Below are 21,279 nucleotides of genomic sequence, written 5' to 3'. Positions count from 1 at the left end.
GGAGAATAACGCTTCGTACAGGCGCTGCTACACCGAGTTGCTCAAATCATCGGTTACGTCGCTTGCGTAACCGATTGGTGCCGGATCAAGTACCGGAGAGTGAGCGGTTGTTGATCGGAACGGTTCGGATTGGGGCTGAGTCCGGGGCGTGTTGTGGCCGTGTCCAGCCAAGAGGACTGGACACGAGGTTGTGGGGGTACGCCAGTTGGATTTACGGGACTTGTCATCCCCTAAACGAAGGTGTCCCGGTTTGATCGACCGGTCAGCGGCGGCGGCGGTGCAGGGCGATCGCGGCCGCCGTGCCGCCGGCCACCGCGCCGACTCCCGCGGCGGCCGGGATGCCGACCTTCGCGGCCTTGCGGCCGGTGCGGTAGTCGCGCAGGCGCCAGTCCAGCTCGCGGGCGTGCCTGCGCAGCTTGGAGTCGGGGTTGATGGCGTAGGGGTGGCCGACCAGGGAGAGCATCGGGATGTCGTTGTGCGAGTCGCTGTAGGCGGCGCAGCGGCGCAGGTCGAGGCCCTCCGCGATGGCCAGGGCGCGCACGGCCTCGGCCTTGGCGGGGCCGTGCAGCGGCTCGCCGACGAGCTTGCCGGTGTAGACGCCGTCGACGGACTCGGCGACCGTGCCCAGGGCGCCGGTCAGGCCGAGGCGGCGGGCGATGACCGTGGCGATCTCGACGGGGGCGGCCGTGACCAGCCACACCTTCTGGCCGGCGTCCAGGTGGGCCTGGGCGAGGGCGCGGGTGCCGGGCCAGATGCGCTCGGCCATGTACTCGTCGTAGATCTCCTCGCCGATCGACTGCAGTTCGGCGACGCGGTGGCCCTTGACGATGGACAGGGCCGACTCGCGGGCCTGCTGCATGTGCTCGGGGTCCTCGACGCCGGCCAGCCGGAACCACGCCTGCTGCCAGGCGAACCTCGCCAGCTCGCGGGTCTCGAAGAACTTCCGTTTGTACAGGCCCCGACCGAAGTGGAACAGGGCGGCGCCCTGCATGACGGTGTTGTCCAGGTCGAAGAAGGCTGCGGCCCGGTCGTCGCCGTGGACCGGGAACTGCGGTTCCTCGGTCGTGGCGGCGGCTTCCTGTGAGGACTTGCGTGCTGCCTCCGCCGAGGCCTCGCCTGCCAAAACGCTCCGCGCCGTGGCGGAGCGCCTACGGGGTGTGAGCCATCCGAGAGCGGCCATGGCGTGAGCATAGCCAGTTTGTTCGGGGGTTCCGGAGTCGAGAGGTTTGGACCCTGTGAACTCTCGGCGAGCGTGCCGTTAAAGATGCCGTGCGGGTCGGGCGCGTCCGGCGCGTCCGCTGGTCTTCCGCGGGACTCCCCCTCGTTCCCGGGCGCGCGACAATGGCGGAATGAGCCCTCTCTTCCGCCGCGAGCCCCCTCGGGACCGGCTCGTCACGCTGATCCGCAAGCCCGGCTGTCATCTGTGCGACGACGCGCAGGTCGTCGTGGAGAAGGTCTGTGCCGACCTGGGCGTCCCCTGGGAGCAGAAGGACATCACCGAGGACCGGGAACTGCACGACCGGTACTGGGAGCAGATCCCGGTCGTGCTGGTGGACGGTGAGCAGCACACGTTCTGGCGCGTGGACGAGGACCGCCTGCGCAGGGCGCTGACCGGCTGAGCCCGGCCGTGAGCGGACTGACCGAGCAGTACAAAGTGGCCGGAACGTCGCTTAGGATCGATGGTGACTTGGTCTCGGGGGCGGGATTCACTGAGGAAGTGTGTGGTTTTGCCCCCAGAAGACAAGGAACGGTGGTGCCTGTGCGCCGGTTCCACACGCGTGCGCCGGGGGCGCGTGAGCCCGGTCACGTTGGGCGGGCAAATCGGACACCATCTTTGTGCACGCGTTCACAAAGACATAGCCTGCATTCGACGGGGCGGTCATGTAGGGACGTATGACCGCCTACAGCCCCGCTCTACCCGCAGGAGCACCGTGGCAACTGGCCGAACTCACCGACCGGCGACCCGCAGCCGAGGGATTCCCGAGGCCACCGTCGCCCGGCTTCCGCTGTACCTCCGCGCGCTGACCGCACTGTCGGAGCGCTCGGTGCCCACGGTCTCCTCCGAGGAGCTCGCGGCCGCGGCGGGGGTCAACTCCGCGAAGCTGCGCAAGGACTTCTCGTACCTCGGTTCGTACGGCACCCGGGGTGTCGGTTACGACGTCGAGTATCTCGTCTACCAGATCTCCCGCGAACTGGGGCTCACCCAGGACTGGCCGGTCGTGATCGTCGGTATCGGAAACCTCGGCGCCGCCCTCGCCAACTACGGCGGGTTCGCCTCCCGCGGCTTCCGGGTCGCCGCGCTGATCGACGCCGACCCGGCCATGGCGGGCAAGCCCGTCGCCGGCATCCCCGTGCAGCACTCCGACGACCTGGAGAAGATCATCCAGGACAACGGCGTGTCCATCGGTGTCATCGCCACCCCCGCCGGTGCCGCCCAGCAGGTCTGCGACCGGCTCGTGGCCGCCGGTGTCACCTCCATCCTGAACTTCGCGCCGACCGTGCTGTCCGTGCCCGAGGGCGTCGACGTGCGCAAGGTCGACCTCTCCATCGAGCTGCAGATCCTCGCCTTCCACGAGCAGCGCAAGGCCGGCGAGGAGGCCGCCGCGTCCGACGGTGGCGTCCCGGCCGCCGCCGCCCGCGGCGAGTCCGCCGACCAGGGACCCGACGGGGACATGCCCGCCGTGATGCCGGCATGAGCCTCCTCGTCGTCGGACTCAGCCACCGCAGCGCCCCGGTCAGCGTCCTGGAGCGGGCCTCGCTCCCCGCGGACGCCCAGGTCAAGCTGCTCCAGGACACCGTCGCCGCCGAACCGGCGACCGAGGCCGCGGTCCTCGCCACCTGCAACCGCATCGAGCTCTACGCCGACGTGGACAAGTTCCACGCCGGTGTCGTCGAGCTGTCCACGCTGCTCGCCCAGCACAGCGGGGTCGGCCTGGAGGAACTCACTCCCTATCTCTATGTGCACTACGAGGACCGGGCCGTCCACCACCTGTTCTCGGTGGCCTGCGGGCTGGACTCGATGGTCGTCGGCGAGGGGCAGATCCTCGGCCAGATCAAGGACTCCCTGGCCCGGGCGCAGGAGCTGCACTCCGCCGGCCGGCTGCTGAACGACCTGTTCCAGCAGGCCCTGCGGGTCGGCAAGCGCGCCCACTCCGAGACCGGCATCGACCGCGCCGGCCAGTCCCTGGTCACCTTCGGCCTGGAGCAGCTGGCCCGGGGCGGCGACGTCCAGGAATGGGCCCGGGGCAAGAAGGCCCTGGTCATCGGGGCCGGTTCGATGTCCTCCCTGGCCGCGGCCACGCTGGCGCGGGCCGGGGTCGCCGAGATCGTCGTCGCCAACCGCACCTTCGACCGCGCCGAGCGGCTCGCGCAGATCCTGTCCGAGGGCGACGACACGGACGTGCTGGCCCGCGCGGTCCCGATGGAATCGGTGCCGGTCGAGCTGACACGTGCCGATGTCGCCGTCTCCTGCACCGGCGCGACGGGCCTGGTCCTGACGGCCGAGGCGGTCGCGCAGGCGGTCGAGGGCCGTACGCCCGCGCCGCCGGCCGGCGGTGACGGACCGACGCCGGGCGGCGCCGCCCGCACGGCCGGGCCGGGCGCGCAGCGGGGCGGTGCGCCCGCCACCGCCCTCGGCGGCGAGGACGGCTGCCCGCTGGAACTGTCCGCGGTGCAGGGCACCGCCGGGTTCTCCGTGCTGGGCGAGGCCGCGGTGGCCGGGATGGCCGCCGCCGACCTGGAACAGCACGCGGCGTGGGTCGACAACGGCACGGCGGGCGGCGCCCAGCGCGGCACCGCCCGACCGGGGGCCACGGGCACGCTCGACCCGGCCGCGGACACCGACGCCATCGCCGCGCTCGCCGCGACCGTGGCCACCGTCGGGCGGATCCCCGAGCGGCGCCGGCCCGAGCCGGCCGAGGAGCCGCAGCGGCCCGAACCCGTACTGTTCCTGCTGGACCTGGCCATGCCGCGCGACATCGACGCGGCCGCGCACCGGCTGGCCGGGGTGCGGCTGGTGGACATCGAGTCGCTCGCGCAGGCCTCGGCGGACGCTCCGATGGCTGCCGATGTGGACCAGGTCCGGCGTATCGTCTCCGACGAGGTCGCGGCGTTCGGGGCGGCGCTGCGGGCCGCGCACATCACGCCGACCGTGGTCGCCCTGCGCACCATGGCCGCCGATGTCGTGGCCAGCGAGATCGCCCGCCTGGACGGACGGCTGCCCGGCCTCGACGACAAGCACCGGGCGGAGATCACCCAGACCGTGCGGCGCGTGGTCGACAAGCTGCTGCACGCGCCGACCGTGCGGGTCAAGCAGCTCGCGGCCGAGCCCGGCGGCGCCGGGTACGCGGACGCGCTGCGCACCCTGTTCGACCTCGACCCCGAGACGGTGGCCGCCGTCTCCCGAGCCGAGGACAGCACCACCCAGAGAGACCGAGGCCCGGCATGACTGACAAGGCGCTGAGGCTCGGCACCCGGCGGAGCAGGCTCGCCATGGCCCAGTCCGGCCAGGTGGCCGAGGCCGTGAGCCGGGTGACCGGGCGGCCCGTGGAACTCGTCGAGATCACCACGTACGGCGACGTCTCGCGTGAGGCGCTCGCCCAGATCGGCGGCACCGGCGTGTTCGTGACCGCCCTGCGCGACGCGCTGCTCAAGGGCGAGGTCGACTTCGCCGTGCACTCCCTGAAGGACCTGCCGACCACGCAGCCCGACGAGCTGGTCGTGGCCGCCGTGCCCGAGCGTGAGGACCCGCGCGACGTCATCGTCGCCCGGGACGCCCTGAAGTTCACCGACCTGCCCGCCGGGGCGCGCGTCGGCACCGGTTCGCCGCGCCGCATGGCCCAGCTCAACGCGTACGCGCGCAGCCACGGCCTGGACATAGCGACGGTCCCGATCCGCGGCAACGTCGACACCCGCATCGGGTTCGTGCGCAGCGGTGAGCTCGACGCCGTCGTGCTGGCCGCCGCCGGGCTGAACCGGATCGGCCGCGGCGACGAGGTGACCGACTTCCTGTCGGTCGACACGGTTTTGCCCGCCCCCGGCCAGGGGGCCCTGGCGATCGAGTGCACCGCGGGCAACGCGGACCTCGTCGCCGCGCTCGCCGAACTCGACGACCCGCTCACGCGGGTCGCCGTGACGGCCGAGCGGTCCCTGCTCGCCGCCCTGGAGGCCGGCTGCAGCGCCCCGGTGGGCGCTTTGGCCGACTTGTTGGCCGACGGGCAGATTGTCAAGGAAATGCGCCTGCGCGGCGTCGTCGGGACCACCGACGGCACGCGCATGGTGCAGCTGTCCACCACCGGTCCCGTGCCCGAGACGCACGACGGGGCAATGGCGCTCGGTCGCGAACTCGCGGCCGAGATGCTCGCCCAGGGCGCGGCCGGTCTGATGGGGGAGCGAGCACAGTGAGCCCCACCACCCTTTCCGCCGGTCCTGAACACGGGCACGTCACCTTCCTGGGTGCCGGACCCGGAGATCCGGGACTGCTGACTCTGCGCGCCGTCGAGGCACTGGCCAACGCGGACGTCCTCGTCGCCGAGCACGAAGTGCTCGACGTCGTACGTCAGCACGCCAGGCAGGGCGTCTCCGAGGTGCACACGGACGCGGATCCTTCCCAGGATCCGGCTCCGGGCACAGGAACGCCCCAGCTGACGGTAGTTGACGGCACGTCAACCACCGCGCCCGTCCCCGTGGTGCGGGATGCCGCACATCTTGTCATGGAGGCCGCGCGGGGCGGCAGGCGGGTCGTGCGTGCGGTGTCCGGTGACCCGGGCCTCGACACGTACGCGGCCGAGGAGATGCTGGCGTGCGCCGCCGCCGGGGTGCCCTTCGAGGTGGTGCCCGGTATCGCGAGCGCCGTCGGTGTGCCCGCGTACGCCGGTGTGCCGCTGCGCGACGCGCAGGGCGCGGACGTGCGGTTCGTCGACGCGCGCACGGCCTCGGACCGGTGCTGGACGGAGGTCGGGGCGTCGGACGGCACGGTCGTCGTCTCCACGACGCTGGACTCCGTCGCCGCGGCGGCCGGCGAGCTCGTCTCCGCCGGGCGCAAGCCGGACACCCCGATGACGGTCACCGTCGCCGGTACGACCACCCGGCAGCGCACCTGGACCGCCACGCTCGGCACGATCGCGCAGACGCTGAAGCAGGCCAAGGTGCTGCCCTCGCCCGAGGGTGGCCGGCCGGTGATAGCCGTGGTCGGTGAGCGTTCCTCCGCCGCCCAGCGCGACCAGCTCGCGTGGTTCGAGTCCAAGCCGCTGTTCGGCTGGAAGGTGCTCGTGCCGCGTACGAAGGAGCAGGCGGTGTCGCTCTCCGACCAGCTGCGGTCGTACGGTGCCGTGCCGCACGAGGTGCCGACCATCGCCGTCGAACCGCCGCGCACGCCCCAGCAGATGGAGCGCGCGGTCAAGGGCCTGGTCACGGGCCGCTACGAGTGGATCGCCTTCACCTCGGTGAACGCGGTCAAGGCCGTGCGGGAGAAGTTCGAGGAGTACGGGCTCGACGCGCGTGCCTTCGCGGGCATCAAGGTCGCGGCCGTGGGCGAGCAGACCGCCAAGGCGCTGATCGCCTTCGGTGTGAAGCCGGACCTGGTGCCGAGCGGGGAGCAGTCGGCCGCCGGGCTGCTGGAGGACTGGCCGCCCTACGACCCGGTGTTCGACCCGATCGACCGGGTCTTCCTGCCGCGTGCCGACATCGCCACGGAGACCCTGGTCGCCGGGCTGATCGAGCTCGGCTGGGAGGTCGACGACGTCACGGCCTACCGGACCGTGCGGGCCTCGCCGCCGCCGGCGGAGACCCGCGAGGCGATCAAGGGCGGTGGCTTCGACGCCGTGCTGTTCACGTCGTCCTCCACCGTGCGGAACCTGGTCGGCATCGCCGGCAAGCCGCACAACGTCACGGTGATCGCCTGTATCGGCCCGGCCACGGCGAAGACCGCCGAGGAGCACGGGCTGCGGGTGGACGTCATGGCTCCGGAGCCGTCCGTGCTCAAGCTGGCGGAGGCCCTGGCCGACTTCGGCGCGAAGCGGCGGGCCGCGGCCCTGGAGGCCGGGGACCCGGTGACCCGCCCGAGCGAGCGGCGGCCGGGGGCGCGGCGCCGGCGGTCGACGACGTAGGCGGACCTGCTGGGTGGCTGCGGCTACGCGGGGGTCACCGCGTGGCCGTAGCGCAGGAGGTTGTCCGGGTCGTAGGTGGCCTTGTCGTGGCGCAGGCGGGCGTAGACCTCCGGGGTCCAGGCGCGGGCGATGTCCTGTTCGTCGCCGGGGGTGCCGTGGATGTTGACCATGGTGCGGCCGGTGCCGTAGGGGGCCATGGCGGTGTAGAGGCGGCGGGTCGCCTGTTCGACGGCCTCCGCCACCGGCGGCGCGGGCATGATCCCGACCGACTCCATGAAGTACCGGGCGTCGCGGGCGCAGACGGCGTCCTCGACGGGGGCCGGGCGGGCCAGTGCCCCGCCCATGTGGCGCAGCGAGGCCACGAGCAGGGGGTGGTCGGCCCCGGCCGCGGGGCCGACCTGCTCCAGGAACGCGCTCATGGCGTCCGGGGTCAGGTCGCGCAGGAGCAGGCAGCATTCCCGTGCCGGGAGCGGGTCCTGGGGTTCCATGTGGATGCGGTCCAGGTCCGCGTGGTCCATCTCCTCCACCATGTCGACGGCCACGGGGGCCGCCCGGCGCAGCGGGGCGACCAGTGCCTCGCCCTCGGCCGTCTCGCCCGGCCAGGCGATCGCGACCCGGGCCCAGAAGCCGCCGCGCAGGGGTTCCGGCAGCTGCGGGATGGGCGGCAGGCGCAGCACCGAGAATATGCTGCCCATCTCGTCCGGAACCGTGCGGGTCCACTCCGACCAGGCGTGCAGCAGGGATTCGGTGTGCTCGGCGTGCCAGTGGAGGCCGCCGCCGTAGAGGCGGGGCAGTGCGAGCAGTCCGGTGACCAGTGAGGTGACCACGCCCACGTTGCCCTTGCCGCCGCGCAGGGCCCAGAACAGTTCCGGCTCGTGGTGGGGGTCCGCCTCGCGCAGGCGACCGTCCGGGGTGACGACCTGGAAGGAGCGGACCAGGTCGGCGGCGTAGCCGTAGGCCCGGCCGAGGACCGGGAGCCCGCCGCCGAGGGTGTAGCCGACGACGCCCGCGTCGGTGGAGGTGCCGCAGAGGCCGGCCAGGCCGTGCGGGGCGCAGGCCGCCAGCACGTGGCTCCACTTCGCGCCCGCGGCGATCCGCGCGGTGCGGGTGGCGGGGTCGACCTGGACGTCCGTCATGCGGGACGTGGTGATCAGCAGGCCGTGTTCGATGGGGAAGTTGGCGCCGTGGCCGGTGGCCTGGACGGCGACCGGGGTGTGGGTGGCGTGCGCCCAGCGCATCGCGGCGACGACGTCGTCGGTGCCGGTGGCCCCCACGACGACGTCCGGGGTGTGGAGGGCGGCCAGGTTGAAGCCGGTGACCTCGTCGGCGTAGGCGTCGTCGCCGGGGCGCAGGACGGGACCGGCGATGTCCGAAAGGGCGAAGAGGTCGGGGGTGTGGTGCGGGGCGGTCATCGCGTCCTCCGTGGGGGCGGGTACGGAGGGACGGCGGCGGCGAGGAGGGGGGACGGGCCGTCGGGGTCCTTGTGTTCGCTGCTTTCAGGATGGACCTCGGGGGTGGTGGGCGCATCGCGGGATGCGGGGTTCCTGGTGCGGTGCGCGGGCCGCCGGGCTCCGACACCGCGTCGGCATCGGGGCGTTTGGGGCGGGCGTAGCGTAGAGGGCATGACGACGTACGGATCATTTCCCGGTGCGCGGCCGCGGCGGTTGCGGAGCAACCCCGTGATGCGTCGGATGGTCGCCGAGACCCGGCTGCACCCCGCCGACCTCATCCTCCCCGCCTTCGTGCGCGAGGGCGTCAGCGAGCCGGTGCCGATCACGGCCATGCCCGGGGTCGTGCAGCACACGCGGGACAGTCTGAAGAAGGCCGCCGCGGAGGCGGTCGCGGCGGGCATCTCCGGGATCATGCTGTTCGGCGTGCCGGAGGAGTCGAAGAAGGACGCGCTCGGGACGCCGGGGACCGATCCGGACGGCATCCTCCAGGTCGCGCTGCGGGACGTGCGGGCCGAGGTCGGCGACGACCTGCTCGTCATGTCCGACCTGTGCCTCGACGAGACGACCGACCACGGGCACTGCGGGGTGCTCGACGCGCAGGGGCGGGTCGACAACGACGCGACCCTGGAGCGGTACGCCGAGATGGCCCGGGTGCAGGCCGACGCCGGGGCCCATGTGGTCGGTCCCAGCGGGATGATGGACGGGCAGATCGGGGTCGTCCGGGACGCCCTCGACCAGATCGGGCGGGAGGACGTGGCCATCCTCGCCTACACCGCGAAGTACGCCTCCGCCTTCTACGGGCCCTTCCGCGAGGCCGTCGGCTCCTCGCTCCAGGGCGACCGCAAGACCTACCAGCAGGACCCCGCCAACGCGCGCGAGTCCCTGCGCGAACTCGCCCTCGACCTTCAGGAGGGCGCCGACATGGTGATGGTCAAGCCGGCCGGGCCCTACCTGGACATCCTCGCCCGGGTCGCGGACGCCGTGGACGTGCCCGTCGCCGCGTACCAGATCTCCGGCGAGTACTCGATGATCGAGGCCGCCGCCGAGAAGGGCTGGATCGACCGCGACCGGGCGATCATGGAGACCCTGACCGGCATCCGGAGGGCCGGGGCGCGGAACATCCTCACCTACTGGGCCACCGAAGTGGCCCAGAAGCTGAGGGATCAGTAGGGCGGTTCAGCGGGACGGTTCAGTAGGACAGGGCCTGGTCCATGTCGCGCAGCCAGTAGGTGACCCGCAGGGTGCTGTCGTAGTACACGCCCTTGGCCGGCAGGGCCGGGAGCGCGGAGGGGCCGCCGCTGCTGTTCGGCGTGCGGCCCTGGAAGCCGACCGTGAGCTTGCGGCCGGTGGTGCCGGCCTCGCCGCTGCCGTCGGCCGCCGACAGCAGGACACCCGCGTAGCCGGACTCGCCGGGGGCCAGGGTCGTCACCGCCTGCGGCTTGGAGTCCTCGATCGCCTGCGGGGCCCACTGCATCTCGTCGAAGCGGAGCACCGGGTGGTAGGTGAGGTCGCAGTTCGTCGAGCCCGTGTTCCTGACCGTGATCAGCATGTGGTTGAGGGGGCGGGGCACCGGCTGGGCCGTGACGGTGGTGTTGGAGCCGTTGCAGGAGACGCGCGTCCGGTCGGCCGGCTTTCCGGCCTTCCCGGTGCCCTTGCCGGTGGTGCCGGTGGTGCCGGTGGTGCCGGTCTTGCCGGTGGTTTGGGTGACCCCGGTGGTGCCCTTGGGGGACTTCTGTGTGGGGCCGGCTTCCCGCTCGTCCTGGGTGGTGCCCGTCGCGCTCGCGCCGGGCGTGATCGACGTGCTCGCCGCCGCACCCTCGTTCCGGGTGCCGGTGCCGTCCTCGCATGCCGTGAGGGCGAGGGCGGCCAGGAGGGCGACGGGGAGGGCGTGGTACTTGCGCATGGCTGGGTTCCTTTCGGACAAAGGCGGTTGGGAAGTGGGCCCAGGCGGGCCGCTCGACCGGCCGGCCGGGAGTGGCGTGCTTGGATGACCAGAGCTTGTGGGGTGATGCGTCCCGGCCGCCACACTCGGCGGGCGATCAGGGACGCTGGAACGCCCGCACAGCCATTGACCAGGGGAAACGACCCTTCCCTGGAACGGCGGAACGGGACACGGGGGCTGGAGGAACAGTGTCGGAGAGCACGGCCGCGGGGGAATTCGCGGCGCTGCTGGGGGAGTTGAAGGAGCGCTCCGGGCTGAGCTACGGGGTGCTGGCCAAGCGGCTGCACATGAGTACCTCGACGCTGCACCGGTACTGCAACGGGGACGCCGTACCGACCGACTACGCGCCCGTGGAGCGGCTCGCGCGGCTGTGCAAGGCGTCGCCGCGGGAGCTAGTGGAGCTGCACCGGCGGTGGGTGCTCGCGGACGCGGTGCGGGGGCGGAAGGGGGGAGCGGGCGCCGACGCGGTAGCCGGGTCCGTCGTGGACGAGGAGCCCGTGGCGGACCGTCCGTGGCCGGGAGCGGGGGAGCCGCCGCCGGGAGATCCGGAGCCGGTCGCGGAGCAGGGCGTTCGGGAGGGGGACGGCTCGGACGGGGACCGTCCGGAACCGGCCGGGGATCGTCCGGACTCGGCCGGGCCCGGTGAGGGCGCTGGGGAGGAAGAGCGGCCCGAGCGGGCGGGCGAGGTGCTGTCGGGCGGGTCCGCCGGCCGGCGTCCGCGTCGGCCGCGTCCCGCGGTGCTCGCCGGTGTCGCCCTGGCCGTCGTGCTCGGCGGGGTCGGGCTCGCCGTGGCCGTGCCGTCCGGCGGGACCGACGGGGACGGGCGGCACGGGTCGGCGGCGGCGCCGGACTCGGCCGCGCGGCCCGACGGCTCCGCTGTCGCCTCCGTGTCACCCTCGGGCCGTTCCCCCTCCCCGTCCGGCCCGGGCAGGGAAGAGGGGAAGGGGAAGGACAAGGCGAAGGGGGCCGCCGCGTCCTCCGGCCCCTCGGCCCCGGCCACCGGTGCCGCCCGCCCCGGCCGCGACACCGCCCCCGCCTCCGGCCCGGCTCCGCTCTCCGTCGACACCGAGCCGCACGCCTGGGAGGGACCCTGCTCCCAGCGCTACCTGGTGAATCTGCCGCCGGACCGCGTGGTGCCGCCGCCGCTGGAGCAGGACGCGCCGGGCTGGGTGGCGGCGATGGACGCCGTTCCGTCGGGGGAGCAGCTGCTGAAGGTCACCGTGCAGGGGACCGGGGACGAGACGGTAATCCTCAAGGGGCTGGCGGTCCGCATGGCCGGCAAGCGCGCCCCGCTCGCCTGGAACGACTACGCCATGGGCTATCCGGGCGTGGGCTGCGGCGGCGGTGTGCCGACCCGGTTGTTCACGGTCGCCCTCGACGCGGCGCGGCCGGCCGTCGTGCCGGAGTCGGGCCAGGACGACTTCCCGTTCAAGGTGACCGAGTCCGACCCGGAGGTCTACTACATCCGGGCCGACGCCTCCGCCTACGACGTCAGCTGGTACCTGGAGCTGCGCTGGTCCAGCGGCAGCCGACAGGGCACGCTGACCGTGGACGACAAGGGCCGGCCCTTCCGCACGAGCGGCAACAACGGTCGCCCGGCCTACGAGTTCCCGCTGGGCGGCGAGAAGTGGGTGAAGGCCGGGACGACCGGCGCGTCCTGACGGCCGGAGGGTGCCCGCGAGGCCGCGGGCACCCTCGCGTCACGCGGGCACCCTCACGCCACGCCGGACGTTACGTTGTCGACCGACCACGAGGTCGCCGACGCCCCCCACCCCCCAGGAGACGTCCATGTCCGGTGACGCCCTCAGCCAGGACCCCGCCGAGCTGCGGAGGAGGATCGACAGCAGCAGGGCGCACCCGGCGCGGGTCTACGACGTCTTCCTCGGCGGCAAGGACCACTACCCGGCGGACCGGGACGCGGCCGCCGCGGCGCTCGCCGCCAACCCGCGCGGGTACCTCGACGTGCGGCACAACCGGGACTTCCTGCGCCGCGCGGTGACGCAGCTGGTCGAGCGGGACGGCATCCGGCAGTTCCTCGACATCGGGACCGGGCTGCCGACCGCGGAGAACGTGCACCAGATCGCACAGCGGATCACGCCCGGGTCGCGGGTCGTGTACGTGGACAACGATCCCGTCGTGCTCGCCCACGCCCGCGCCCTGCTGACCAGCGGGCCCGAGGGGCGCACGGACTACGTCGACGCCGACCTGCGGGACCCGGGCCGGATCCTCGAACAGGCGGCCAGGACCCTGGACTTCGACCGGCCGGTCGCGCTCTGCCTGGTCGCCGTCCTGCACTTCGTCGCGGACGACGAGGCGTATCCGCTGGTGCGGGAGCTGCTCGACGCGCTGCCAGCCGGCAGCCGGCTGGTGCTCAGTCATCTCACCGAGGACCTCAACCCCGAGAACATCCGCGCGGTCCAGCGGACCTACACCGAGCGGGGGTTCACCTTCGTGCTGCGCTCCCGGGCCGAGGTCGAGCGGTTCTTCACCGGCAACGGGCTGGAGATCGCCGACCCGGGCGTCGTCCCCGCGCACCGCTGGCGGCCCGACCACGCGGCCCCGGTCCCGGAGCAGCCGGAGGAGGCCTTCCTCGCCGGGCTCGACGACATCGAGAAGGTGCGCTACCGCGACATCAACGACGTCACGGACGCGGACATCAACGTCTACGCCGCCGTCGGGGGCAAGGGCTGAGACCGGGCCCTACGTCTCCCCCCGGCTCAGCCGTCCGCAGCCCCACGTGCCCGCCACGAGGACCAGCGCCGCCAAGCCGCCGGCCACCCCCGCGTACGCGCCGGGATCCAGGTCCACGGCGGTGTCCTCGTCCTCCAACGGCGCGGCCACGCCCTCGGGGTCGTACAGCACGCGCAGTTCGTCGCCCGGATCGAGCCGTTGCGGGTCGCAGCCGTCCGTCATCCCGGGTGAGATGTCCCGGCCGCCGCGGGTGCGCAGCGCACACTCGTCGGTCTTGCCGCGGTGGACGTCGACGACGACCGCCTCGGTCCACCGGCCCCGTTCCCGCAACGCACGCTCCTCGGCCGCCCGCTGGGTGACGATCGCCAGCACGACGGCGGCGGGGACGGTGACGACGAACACCCCGATGGCCGCTCTCGGCGTCTTCCTGTGCCGGACGTGGCGGAGCGCGACGCCGGGCACCAGGACGAGTGCCAGCGGTATCACCAGTGCGCAGGTGACGAAGACCGGGCCGCGCAGGAAGGCCGGCAGGGGCACCACCGGAGCGCACCACACCAGGGTCACGGAGGCCGTCACGCACGCGCCGGTGAACAGGAACCAGTGCACCGGGCCCGTACGGCGCCGGAGCGGAGTGGTCCCGGTGGGCCGGGCCGCTCGGGCGGCTCCTGTGGTGGGCCCGTGTCCGTCCCTGCCCGTTGCCATGCGCTCCCTCTCCGTCGACGCCGGCCCGCCGGCGGACGAGCGTACGGGAGCGGGAGCCGCACCGGTCGGCCGGGTCTCGCCGGCCGGCTGCCGCCCGGTGGGTGCCGTGTCCGTATCCCGGAAATCTTCCTTGTAGGCAGCATGTATGTCTCTAGGCTGCGGGGCACGTCGTCGCCGCTGTCGAAGGAGCCGTGTCATGACCGTCGCCGAGCCCGTTCCCGTCCATGCGCCCGTGCCGCCGCTCGCCGCGCGGGCGCGGGCGGTGGGTGGTTCTCCCGTGCGGGACATCCTCGCCGTCACCGCGCGACCGGAGGTGATCAACTTCGCGGGCGGGCTGCCGGCGCCGGAGCTGTTCGACGCGGAGGGCATCGCCAACTCCTACCGGGCGGTGCTGGCCGAGCAGCCCGCGCGGGCGCTGCAGTACTCCACGACCGAGGGCGAGCCCGCACTGCGGGCCGCCCTGGCCGCCCGGACCACCGCCCGCGGGCTGCCCACCGGGCCCGACGACCTGCTCGTCACCACCGGCTCCCAGCAGGCCCTGTCCCTGCTGGCCACCGCCCTGCTCGAACCCGGCGACACCGTCCTCGTCGAGAACCCCTGCTACCTGGCGGCGCTCCAGGCCTTCGGTCTCGCCGGAGCCCGGGTCGTGCCCGTGCCCGGCGACGAGCAGGGGCTCGATCCGCAGGCGCTGGAGGACCTGGTGGTGCGCGAGCGGCCCAAGCTGCTCTACACCGTGCCCACCTTCCAGAACCCCACCGGCCGTACGCTGCCCGCCGAACGGCGCGCGGCCGTGGCCGCCGTCGCCGCCCGGCGCGGACTGTGGATCATCGAGGACGACCCCTACGGGGAACTGCGCTACGAGGGCGAACGCGTCCCCTGGATCGCCTCCCGGCCGGGCGCCGAGGACCGCACGGTGCTGCTCGGCAGCTTCTCCAAGGTCATGGCACCCGGGCTGCGGCTGGGCTGGCTGCGGGCGCCCGGCGAACTGCGGCGGGCCTGTGCCGTCGCCAAGCAGGCAGCCGACCTGCACACCCCGACCGTCAACCAGCTCGCCGCCGCCCGGTACCTCGCCGACCACGACCTGGACGCCCACGTCGCGCGGGTCGCCGGGGTCTATCGCACCCGCCGGGACGCCCTGCTCGCGGGACTGGCCGGGGCGCTGCCCGAGGGCTCGGTGTGGAACCGGCCCGAGGGCGGCATGTTCCTCTGGGCCCGGCTGCCGGAGCCGTACGACACGACGGCGCTGCTGCCGCGGGTGGTGCGCCACGACGTGGCGTACGTCCCCGGCGCCCCCTTCTACGCGGGCCGGCCCGACCGGACGACCCTGCGGCTGTGCTTCGTGACGCAGGCCCCGGAGGAGATCGCCGAGGGGCTGCGCAGGCTGGGCGAAGGGCTGCGCGACGGCGCGCCGGCTGCCTAGGACCCGCCGCACCCCTGGCGCGCGGGCAGGCCCGGGTGCGCGGTCAGTCCCACCAGAAGTGCCAGGTCTGCCGGCCGAGGACCTGGTGCTCGGCGTAGGACCGCAGGTCGGGGTCGGCGCCGTGCCGCACGTTGTCCGGGCAGAACGCGAAGTGCTCCGCGGCGACGGCCTCCGCGTCGGCGGGCGTGACGGGCGGGACGGCGACCGACACCAGCAGGTGGTCGAAGCCGAGCGCCGTGACACGTATGCCGAAGCGGTCCTCCCAGTCGCGCAGCACCGCGCCGAGCCGGGCCGGGTCCGCCTCGTGGTGCACCGCGCCGGTCCAGCCGATCGCCGCCGGTATGTCGGCGCTGCGGCGGGCCGGGACGAGCGCCAGGCGGGGCTCCTTGAGGGGGCCGCCGTCGCCCAGGAGGGCGTCCGCGACGTCGGCGGCCACCGTGTCCGGGTCCCGGCCGGCGGGCGGCGCGGTGTCCGCGCCCGGCCATGGGGCGCCGTCCACCGCGTGCTCCTGCCAGTACTCCGCCAGGACCTCCTCGGCGTCGTGGTCCCCCGGGTACGACACGTCGGCGGGTGCCAGCTCCCAGCGGTCCGGGCCGCCGTGACCGCCGCCGACGTCGAGCACGACCGGCAGCAGGCCCCGGCGCCTGGCCGGTTCCAGCAGCTCCCGCTCACCCGGCCGGGCGCGCTGCCGCGCGCACCACAGCAACGGCTCGTGCCAGGGCCCCGCGGCCGTGGTGTCGACGAGCGCACCGGCGGGGAGGCGCAGTCCGAGCGCGCGGCCGCCGGGGTCCGCGGCCAGCGCGGGCAGGGGGTTCGGGAGAGTCGCCATGGGGGTGACTGTAGGGCCGGCCACTGACAACACGGCCGGCCGGTTCACGGGCGTGCCTCGAAGCACTCGCCGCCGGCTCCCGTCACCGGGCGGAAGCAGGCGCGGAGCACCGTGCCGGAACGGGCCGCCGTCATGGGCGTGTAGACGTACGACTGCGCGGCCAGGCCGTCGGTGATCCCGGCGGTGTGCGGCCGGCCGCCACCGGCTGCCTCCAGCTCCAGGCGGTCGCCGATGCGCGTGCTCCACATCCGCGCCCACCCGGCCCCGCACCGGGCGCTGTAGCGCATTTCGAGGTGGGCCCCGGTCGACGTGCGGTGCGAGGCGAGGGTGAGCGGGTCCGTGCCGCACTTCATGAGCATCGGGCTCCCGCCCTCGCAGGCGCTCCCCCGGCAACGGGGCGCCGGGAAGGAGACCGGCGGCGTGAGCCGCTACATGAAGTCCCACACGTGCGTCAACTGCTCCTGATCCACCCGGACTTCCGAAAACGCCGAGGGCGACACTCACGGGGGAGTGCCGCCCCTCGGTCCGTCCGGGCCGGGTGTCAGAGCCGCTCGGGCGTCCGGATGCCCAGCAGCGCCATGCCCCGGTGGAGGGTGCGGGCCGTGATGTCGCACAGGAACAGGCGGTTCTCGACCTGCTCGGGCGTCTCGGCCTTCAGCACCGGGCACTTGTCGTAGAACGTCGTGTACAGCGACGCCAGTTGGTACAGGTACGCCGCCAGCTTGTGCGGGGCGTACTCCCGGGCCGCCTCCGCCACCGTCTCCGCGAACGAGTCCACGTGCAGGCCCAGCGCCCGCTCCGCGGCGTGCAGTCGCAGCTCCGGGTGCGCGGCCGGGCGGGAGGCGCCGGCCTTGCGCAGGATCGACTGGATACGGGCGTAGGCGTACTGCAGGTAGACCGACGTGTCGCCGTTCAGCGAGACCATCTGGTCCAGGTCGAACTTGTAGTCACGGTTGGCCGACGTCGACAGGTCCGCGTACTTCACCGCGCCGACACCCACCTGGGCGCCCCGCTCGGTGATCTCCTCCTCGGAGAGGTCCTGGGCCTTCTCCCGGACCACCGCCGAGGCACGGTCGATCGCCTCGTCCAGCAGGTCGACCAGGCGGACCGTCTCGCCCTCACGCGTCTTGAACGGCTTGCCGTCCTTGCCGAGGACCGTGCCGAAGGCCAGCTGGAACGCCTTCACGTCGTCGTTCAGCCAGCCCGCCCTGCGCGCCGTCTCGAAGACCATCTTGAAGTGCAGCGACTGACGCGCGTCCACCACGTACACCAGCGTGTCCGCCTTGAGGTGGAACACGCGGTCGCGGATCGCCGACAGGTCGGTCGCCGCGTAGCCGTAGCCGCCGTCCGACTTCTGCACGATCAGCGGGACCGGCTTGCCGTCCGGGCCCTTGATGTCGTCGAAGAACACGCACAGCGCGCCTTCGGAGCGGACCGCCACGCCCGACTCCTCCAGCAGGCGGCAGGTCTCAGCGAGCATGTCGTTGTAACCCGACTCGCCGACGATGTCCGCGTCGCGGATCTCCATGTCCAGCTTCTCGAAGACGGAGAAGAAGTAGATCTTCGACTCGTCGACGAACTTCTGCCAGATGGCGAGGGTCTTCTCGTCGCCCGCCTGGAGGTCCACCACCCGGCGCCGGGCGCGCGTCTTGAAGTCCTCGTCGGAGTCGAACAGCTTGCGTGAGGCCTTGTAGAGGCGGTCGAGGTTCGACATCGCCTCCTCGCCGCTCACCTCGGCCGAACCGTGGTCCAGCTCGTGCGGGTGCTCGTCCAGGTACTGGATGAGCATGCCGAACTGGGTGCCCCAGTCGCCGATGTGGTGGCGCCGGACCACGTTCTCGCCCGTGAACTCCAGCAGCTGCACCACCGCGTCGCCGATCACCGCGGAGCGCAGGTGCCCGACGTGCATCTCCTTCGCCACGTTCGGCTGGGCGTAGTCGATGACCGTGGTGCCGGGCCGCTCGGTGCGCGGCACGCCGAGGCGGCCGGTGTCGTCGGCCCAGCGCGCCGCGAGGTTCTCCGTGATCGCCCGGTCGGTGACCGTGATGTTCAGAAAGCCGGGCCCGGAGACCTCGACGTCCCCGATCAGCCCGCCCGACTCGACCCGGGAGACGACCTGCGTCGCCAGCTCCCGCGGGTTGGCCTTCTCCTTCTTGGCGAGGGCCAGGATCCCGTTGGCCTGGAAGTCGGCCCGGTCGCTTCGTCGCAGCAGCGGGTCCGCGGAACCGGCCTGCGGCAGGGCCGCCGACAGGGCCGCCGCGAGGCGCTGGTGGACGGAGTCGCTGAGGGACGTGACCGAGGCCATGGGCGAGGGTGCCGTTCTCCTAGGGGAAATCGATGGACCCGGCCAGTATCCCACGGGGGTAAAGCCGTTTTTCCGGGCGCGAGGTGGTCTGGGACAATGGTGCGGTCAGCCGTGCGACCGTACCGGCTGCCCGATGCAGAAAGAAGGACGTGCCGATCGTGGCTCAGAGCACCGAGACCACCGACTGGGTCTCCCGTTTCGCGGATGAGGTCATCGAGGAGTCGGAGCGCCGGGCCCCGGGCAAACCCGTCGTCGTCGCGTCCGGTCTGTCCCCGTCCGGCCCCATCCACCTCGGCAACCTCCGCGAGGTCATGACCCCGCACCTCGTCGCCGACGAGATCCGCCGCCGGGGCCACCAGGTGCGCCACCTGATCTCCTGGGACGACTACGACCGCTACCGCAAGGTCCCGGCCGGCGTCCCGGGCGTCGACGACTCCTGGGCCGAGCACATCGGCAAGCCGCTGACGTCCGTGCCCGCGCCCAAGGGGTCCGCGCACCCGAACTGGGCCGAGCACTTCAAGGCCGCGATGGTCGAGTCGCTGGCCGAGCTCGGCGTGGAGTTCGACGGGATCAGCCAGACCGAGCAGTACACCTCCGGCGCGTACCGCGAGCAGATCCTGCACGCCATGCGGCACCGCGGCGACATCGACGCCATCCTCGACCAGTACCGCACCAAGAAGGCCCCCGCCAAGAAGCAGCAGGGGCAGAAGCCGGTCGACGAGGCCGAGCTGGAGGCCGCCGAGGGCTCCGGCGCCGCCGCCGAGGACGACGGCAGCTCCGGCTCCGCCGGCTACTTCCCGTACAAGCCGTACTGCGGCAACTGCGAGAAGGACCTCACCACCGTCACGTCCTACGACGACGACTCCACCGAGCTGACCTACGCCTGCACCGCGTGCGGCTTCTCGGAGACGGTCCGGCTCAGCGAGTTCAACCGCGGCAAGCTGGTCTGGAAGGTCGACTGGCCGATGCGGTGGGCGTACGAGGGCGTCGTCTTCGAGCCCTCCGGCGTCGACCACTCCTCGCCCGGCTCGTCGTTCCAGGTCGGCGGGCAGATCGTCGGGATCTTCGGCGGCAAGCAGCCGATCGGCCCGATGTACGCCTTCGTCGGCATCTCCGGCATGGCGAAGATGTCCTCCTCCAAGGGCGGCGTGCCCACCCCGGCCGACGCCCTGAAGATCATGGAGCCGCAGCTGCTGCGCTGGCTCTACGCCCGCCGCCGGCCCAACCAGTCCTTCAAGGTCGCCTTCGACCAGGAGATCCAGCGGCTCTACGACGAGTGGGACCGGCTGGACGCCAAGGTCGCCGACGGCAGCGCCCTGCCGGCCGACGTGGCCGCGCACTCCCGCGCGGTGCGCACCGCCGCCGGCGAGCTGCCGCGCACGCCCCGGCCGCTGCCGTACCGGACGCTCGCGTCCGTCGCGGACATCACCGCCGGGCACGAGGACCAGGCGCTGCGCATCCTCAGCGAGCTCGACCCGGAGCAGCCGCTGACCTCGCTTGAGGAGGCCCGCCCCCGGTACGACAAGGCCGAGGCGTGGATCAACACGCACGTCCCCGCCGACCAGCGCACCATCGTGCGCGACGAGCCCGACGCCGAGCTGCTGAAGTCGCTCGACGAGCCGAGCCGCGAGTCGCTGCGGCTGCTGCTCGACGGACTCGCCGACCACTGGTCGCTCGACGGGCTGACCCACCTCGTCTACGGCGTGCCCAAGGTGCAGGCCGGGTTCTCCGCCGACGCCACGCCCAAGGAGCTGCCCCCGGAGATCAAGACCGCCCAGCGGTCCTTCTTCGCGCTGCTGTACCACCTGCTGGTCGGCCGGGACACCGGCCCGCGGCTGCCCACGCTGCTGCTGGCGGTGGGGCAGGACCGGGTGCGGACCCTGCTCGGCGCGTGACGAGCGGACAGTCGTGACGAGCGGACAGTGAGGAGGGGCCCTCGGTGAGGGCCCCTCCTTCGCGTCTCGCCCCGCCGTCAGGCGATGTGGTCCTCCTCCAGCTCCGCCGAGTGACGCTTCTGGAAGCGCTCCACGAGGGACTTCAGCTCACCGGGGCTCAGCGTCGTGCCGTAGGTGGCCTGGATGTTGTCCCCCAGCGCCCGGGGGGTGGGGTAGCTGCCGTCTATCGACTGGCGGAACACCTGGTAGTACGCCTCCTCGTCCGGCTCCGGGGCCGGGGGCGTGCCGCCGCCCTCGCCCAGCTCGCGCGTACGGTTCGGGCCCACCGGTATCGGGAAGCTGCCGGTGTCCTCCGCGGAGGGCGGCTCACGGTCGTACTCGGGCTGGTACCGCTCGGCCTCCTGCTGCTCCGCGATCCACTGGGCGTAGTGCTCGGCGGGGTCGTAGTCCGGGTCGTAGCCGCCCTGGTACTCGACCTCGCGCGGGGTGTTGAACCACGGGCTCTGCTCCGGCTCGGGCTCCTGGACCGGGTACTCGGCCTCGGGACCGCTGTCGAGCTCCAGACGCTGCTCGCCGGCCGGCGCCGCCCTGTACGGGTCGGGCGCCGCCCCCGCTCCACGCCGGTCCGGCCCCACCTCCGCCTGCGGCGGGGGCGGAGGGATCAGCGCCGGCTCTATGCCCGCCGCCGCCAGGCCCGCAGGGGCCGTCTCCGCCAGCGGCACGCCGTAGCGGGCCAGCCGCAGCGGCATCAGCGACTCCACCGGCGCCTTCCTGCGCCACGCCCGCCCGAAGCGGGAGCGCAGTCGCGCCTGGTACACCAGGCGTTCCTGCTCCAGCTTGATCACCTGCTCGTAGGAGCGGAGCTCCCAGAGCTTCATCCGGCGCCACAGCAGGAACGTCGGCACCGGGGAGAGCACCCAGCGGGTGAGGCGGACGCC

General features: G+C 73.0%; 18 protein-coding genes. 10 read left to right on the top strand and 8 right to left on the bottom strand.

The features are described 5' to 3' along the window. Positions 1-262 precede the first annotated feature (262 nt). Complete coding sequence (locus ABTZ58_RS36535) at positions 263-1,180, bottom strand: HAD family hydrolase (RefSeq protein WP_309094873.1); 918 nt, start codon at positions 1,178-1,180, stop codon at positions 263-265. 169 nt (positions 1,181-1,349) lie between these two features. Between ABTZ58_RS36535 and ABTZ58_RS36530 the strand changes: the two genes are divergently transcribed. The 5 genes from ABTZ58_RS36530 to ABTZ58_RS36510 all read left to right on the top strand — a co-directional run bounded on the left by ABTZ58_RS36530 (position 1,350) and on the right by ABTZ58_RS36510 (position 7,106). Continuing rightward, the gene (locus tag ABTZ58_RS36530; protein ID WP_351366674.1) at positions 1,350-1,619 is read left to right on the top strand and encodes a glutaredoxin family protein; all 270 of its coding nucleotides are present in this window, start codon (positions 1,350-1,352) and stop codon (positions 1,617-1,619) included. A 312-nt stretch (positions 1,620-1,931) separates the two neighbouring features. After that, positions 1,932-2,696 (top strand): redox-sensing transcriptional repressor Rex, encoded by a 765-nt coding sequence (locus ABTZ58_RS36525; protein WP_351366671.1) that lies wholly within the window; start codon positions 1,932-1,934, stop codon positions 2,694-2,696. Continuing rightward, positions 2,693-4,447, top strand: coding sequence for a glutamyl-tRNA reductase (locus tag ABTZ58_RS36520; protein ID WP_351366668.1), 1,755 nt, complete (start codon positions 2,693-2,695; stop codon positions 4,445-4,447). The genes ABTZ58_RS36525 and ABTZ58_RS36520 overlap by 4 nt, the downstream gene beginning before the upstream one ends. Next, complete coding sequence (gene hemC, locus ABTZ58_RS36515; RefSeq protein WP_351366665.1) at positions 4,444-5,403, top strand: hydroxymethylbilane synthase; 960 nt, start codon at positions 4,444-4,446, stop codon at positions 5,401-5,403. The genes ABTZ58_RS36520 and hemC overlap by 4 nt, the downstream gene beginning before the upstream one ends. Next, entirely contained in the window at positions 5,400-7,106 is a 1,707-nt protein-coding gene (locus tag ABTZ58_RS36510; RefSeq protein ID WP_351366662.1) for a bifunctional uroporphyrinogen-III C-methyltransferase/uroporphyrinogen-III synthase, read from the top strand. Before hemC ends, ABTZ58_RS36510 begins: the two co-directional genes overlap by 4 nt. Before the next feature lie 23 nt (positions 7,107-7,129). On the opposite strand, the gene ABTZ58_RS36505 is transcribed toward ABTZ58_RS36510, so the two are convergent. Next, positions 7,130-8,518, bottom strand: coding sequence for an FAD-binding oxidoreductase (locus ABTZ58_RS36505; protein ID WP_351366659.1), 1,389 nt, complete (start codon positions 8,516-8,518; stop codon positions 7,130-7,132). Positions 8,519-8,728: 210 nt separating this feature from the next. Between ABTZ58_RS36505 and hemB the strand changes: the two genes are divergently transcribed. Further along, positions 8,729-9,727 (top strand): porphobilinogen synthase, encoded by a 999-nt coding sequence (hemB, locus tag ABTZ58_RS36500; RefSeq protein ID WP_351366656.1) that lies wholly within the window; start codon positions 8,729-8,731, stop codon positions 9,725-9,727. 19 nt (positions 9,728-9,746) lie between these two features. Here hemB and ABTZ58_RS36495 read toward each other — a convergent pair whose 3' ends face one another. Next, entirely contained in the window at positions 9,747-10,460 is a 714-nt protein-coding gene (locus ABTZ58_RS36495; protein ID WP_351366653.1) for a DUF4232 domain-containing protein, read from the bottom strand. 227 nt (positions 10,461-10,687) lie between these two features. Here ABTZ58_RS36495 and ABTZ58_RS36490 point away from each other — a divergent pair, with 227 nt between their 5' ends. Next, on the top strand, positions 10,688-12,160 hold the full coding sequence (locus ABTZ58_RS36490) for a helix-turn-helix domain-containing protein (protein WP_351366651.1): 1,473 nt from the start codon (positions 10,688-10,690) through the stop codon (positions 12,158-12,160). 127 nt (positions 12,161-12,287) lie between these two features. After that, positions 12,288-13,190: an SAM-dependent methyltransferase gene (locus ABTZ58_RS36485; RefSeq protein ID WP_351366648.1), complete on the top strand. Its 903-nt coding sequence runs from the start codon at positions 12,288-12,290 to the stop codon at positions 13,188-13,190. 9 nt (positions 13,191-13,199) lie between these two features. Here ABTZ58_RS36485 and ABTZ58_RS36480 read toward each other — a convergent pair whose 3' ends face one another. Continuing rightward, positions 13,200-13,892, bottom strand: a complete 693-nt coding sequence (locus ABTZ58_RS36480) for a hypothetical protein (RefSeq protein ID WP_351366645.1) — start codon at positions 13,890-13,892, stop codon at positions 13,200-13,202. A 196-nt stretch (positions 13,893-14,088) separates the two neighbouring features. Between ABTZ58_RS36480 and ABTZ58_RS36475 the strand changes: the two genes are divergently transcribed. Then, positions 14,089-15,312, top strand: a complete 1,224-nt coding sequence (locus ABTZ58_RS36475) for an aminotransferase-like domain-containing protein (protein ID WP_351366642.1) — start codon at positions 14,089-14,091, stop codon at positions 15,310-15,312. Between the two features lie 43 nt (positions 15,313-15,355). Here ABTZ58_RS36475 and ABTZ58_RS36470 read toward each other — a convergent pair whose 3' ends face one another. From ABTZ58_RS36470 to argS, 3 genes are all read right to left on the bottom strand, one after another. Continuing rightward, positions 15,356-16,141: a DUF4253 domain-containing protein gene (locus ABTZ58_RS36470; protein ID WP_351366639.1), complete on the bottom strand. Its 786-nt coding sequence runs from the start codon at positions 16,139-16,141 to the stop codon at positions 15,356-15,358. Positions 16,142-16,185: 44 nt separating this feature from the next. After that, entirely contained in the window at positions 16,186-16,494 is a 309-nt protein-coding gene (locus ABTZ58_RS36465) for a DUF2690 domain-containing protein (protein ID WP_502996190.1), read from the bottom strand. A 188-nt stretch (positions 16,495-16,682) separates the two neighbouring features. Next, the gene (argS, locus tag ABTZ58_RS36460; RefSeq protein WP_351366636.1) at positions 16,683-18,446 is read right to left on the bottom strand and encodes an arginine--tRNA ligase; all 1,764 of its coding nucleotides are present in this window, start codon (positions 18,444-18,446) and stop codon (positions 16,683-16,685) included. Between the two features lie 149 nt (positions 18,447-18,595). Between argS and lysS the strand changes: the two genes are divergently transcribed. Continuing rightward, positions 18,596-20,341 carry a lysine--tRNA ligase gene (lysS, locus tag ABTZ58_RS36455; RefSeq protein ID WP_351366633.1) on the top strand — a complete coding sequence of 582 codons (1,746 nt, stop codon included), beginning with the start codon at positions 18,596-18,598 and terminating at the stop codon, positions 20,339-20,341. Between the two features lie 77 nt (positions 20,342-20,418). Here the strand turns inward: lysS and ABTZ58_RS36450 are convergent. Then, positions 20,419-21,279: hypothetical protein (locus ABTZ58_RS36450; protein WP_351366630.1), on the bottom strand; the 861-nt coding region annotated here is incomplete at its 5' end.

Origin of the sequence: Streptomyces sp. NPDC094143 (assembly GCF_040303825.1) — a bacterium.
GTDB lineage: Bacteria > Actinomycetota > Actinomycetes > Streptomycetales > Streptomycetaceae > Streptomyces.
This window is presented reverse-complemented; position numbering and strand designations above follow the sequence as displayed.

Bases quoted from the DNA above. Each gene is read 5' to 3' on its own strand.
- hemB (WP_351366656.1), top strand. From the start codon at position 8,729: ATGACGACGTACGGATCATTTCCCGGTGCGCGGCCGCGGCGGTTGCGG.
- ABTZ58_RS36475 (WP_351366642.1), top strand. From the start codon at position 14,089: ATGACCGTCGCCGAGCCCGTTCCCGTCCATGCGCCCGTGCCGCCGCTC.
- ABTZ58_RS36505 (WP_351366659.1), bottom strand. From the start codon at position 8,518: ATGACCGCCCCGCACCACACCCCCGACCTCTTCGCCCTTTCGGACATC.
- ABTZ58_RS36470 (WP_351366639.1), bottom strand. From the start codon at position 16,141: ATGGCGACTCTCCCGAACCCCCTGCCCGCGCTGGCCGCGGACCCCGGC.
- ABTZ58_RS36465 (WP_502996190.1), bottom strand. From the start codon at position 16,494: ATGAAGTGCGGCACGGACCCGCTCACCCTCGCCTCGCACCGCACGTCG.
- ABTZ58_RS36485 (WP_351366648.1), top strand. From the start codon at position 12,288: ATGTCCGGTGACGCCCTCAGCCAGGACCCCGCCGAGCTGCGGAGGAGG.
- ABTZ58_RS36535 (WP_309094873.1), bottom strand. From the start codon at position 1,180: ATGGCCGCTCTCGGATGGCTCACACCCCGTAGGCGCTCCGCCACGGCG.
- ABTZ58_RS36495 (WP_351366653.1), bottom strand. From the start codon at position 10,460: ATGCGCAAGTACCACGCCCTCCCCGTCGCCCTCCTGGCCGCCCTCGCC.
- ABTZ58_RS36520 (WP_351366668.1), top strand. From the start codon at position 2,693: ATGAGCCTCCTCGTCGTCGGACTCAGCCACCGCAGCGCCCCGGTCAGC.
- ABTZ58_RS36530 (WP_351366674.1), top strand. From the start codon at position 1,350: ATGAGCCCTCTCTTCCGCCGCGAGCCCCCTCGGGACCGGCTCGTCACG.
- argS (WP_351366636.1), bottom strand. From the start codon at position 18,446: ATGGCCTCGGTCACGTCCCTCAGCGACTCCGTCCACCAGCGCCTCGCG.
- ABTZ58_RS36480 (WP_351366645.1), bottom strand. From the start codon at position 13,892: ATGGCAACGGGCAGGGACGGACACGGGCCCACCACAGGAGCCGCCCGA.
- hemC (WP_351366665.1), top strand. From the start codon at position 4,444: ATGACTGACAAGGCGCTGAGGCTCGGCACCCGGCGGAGCAGGCTCGCC.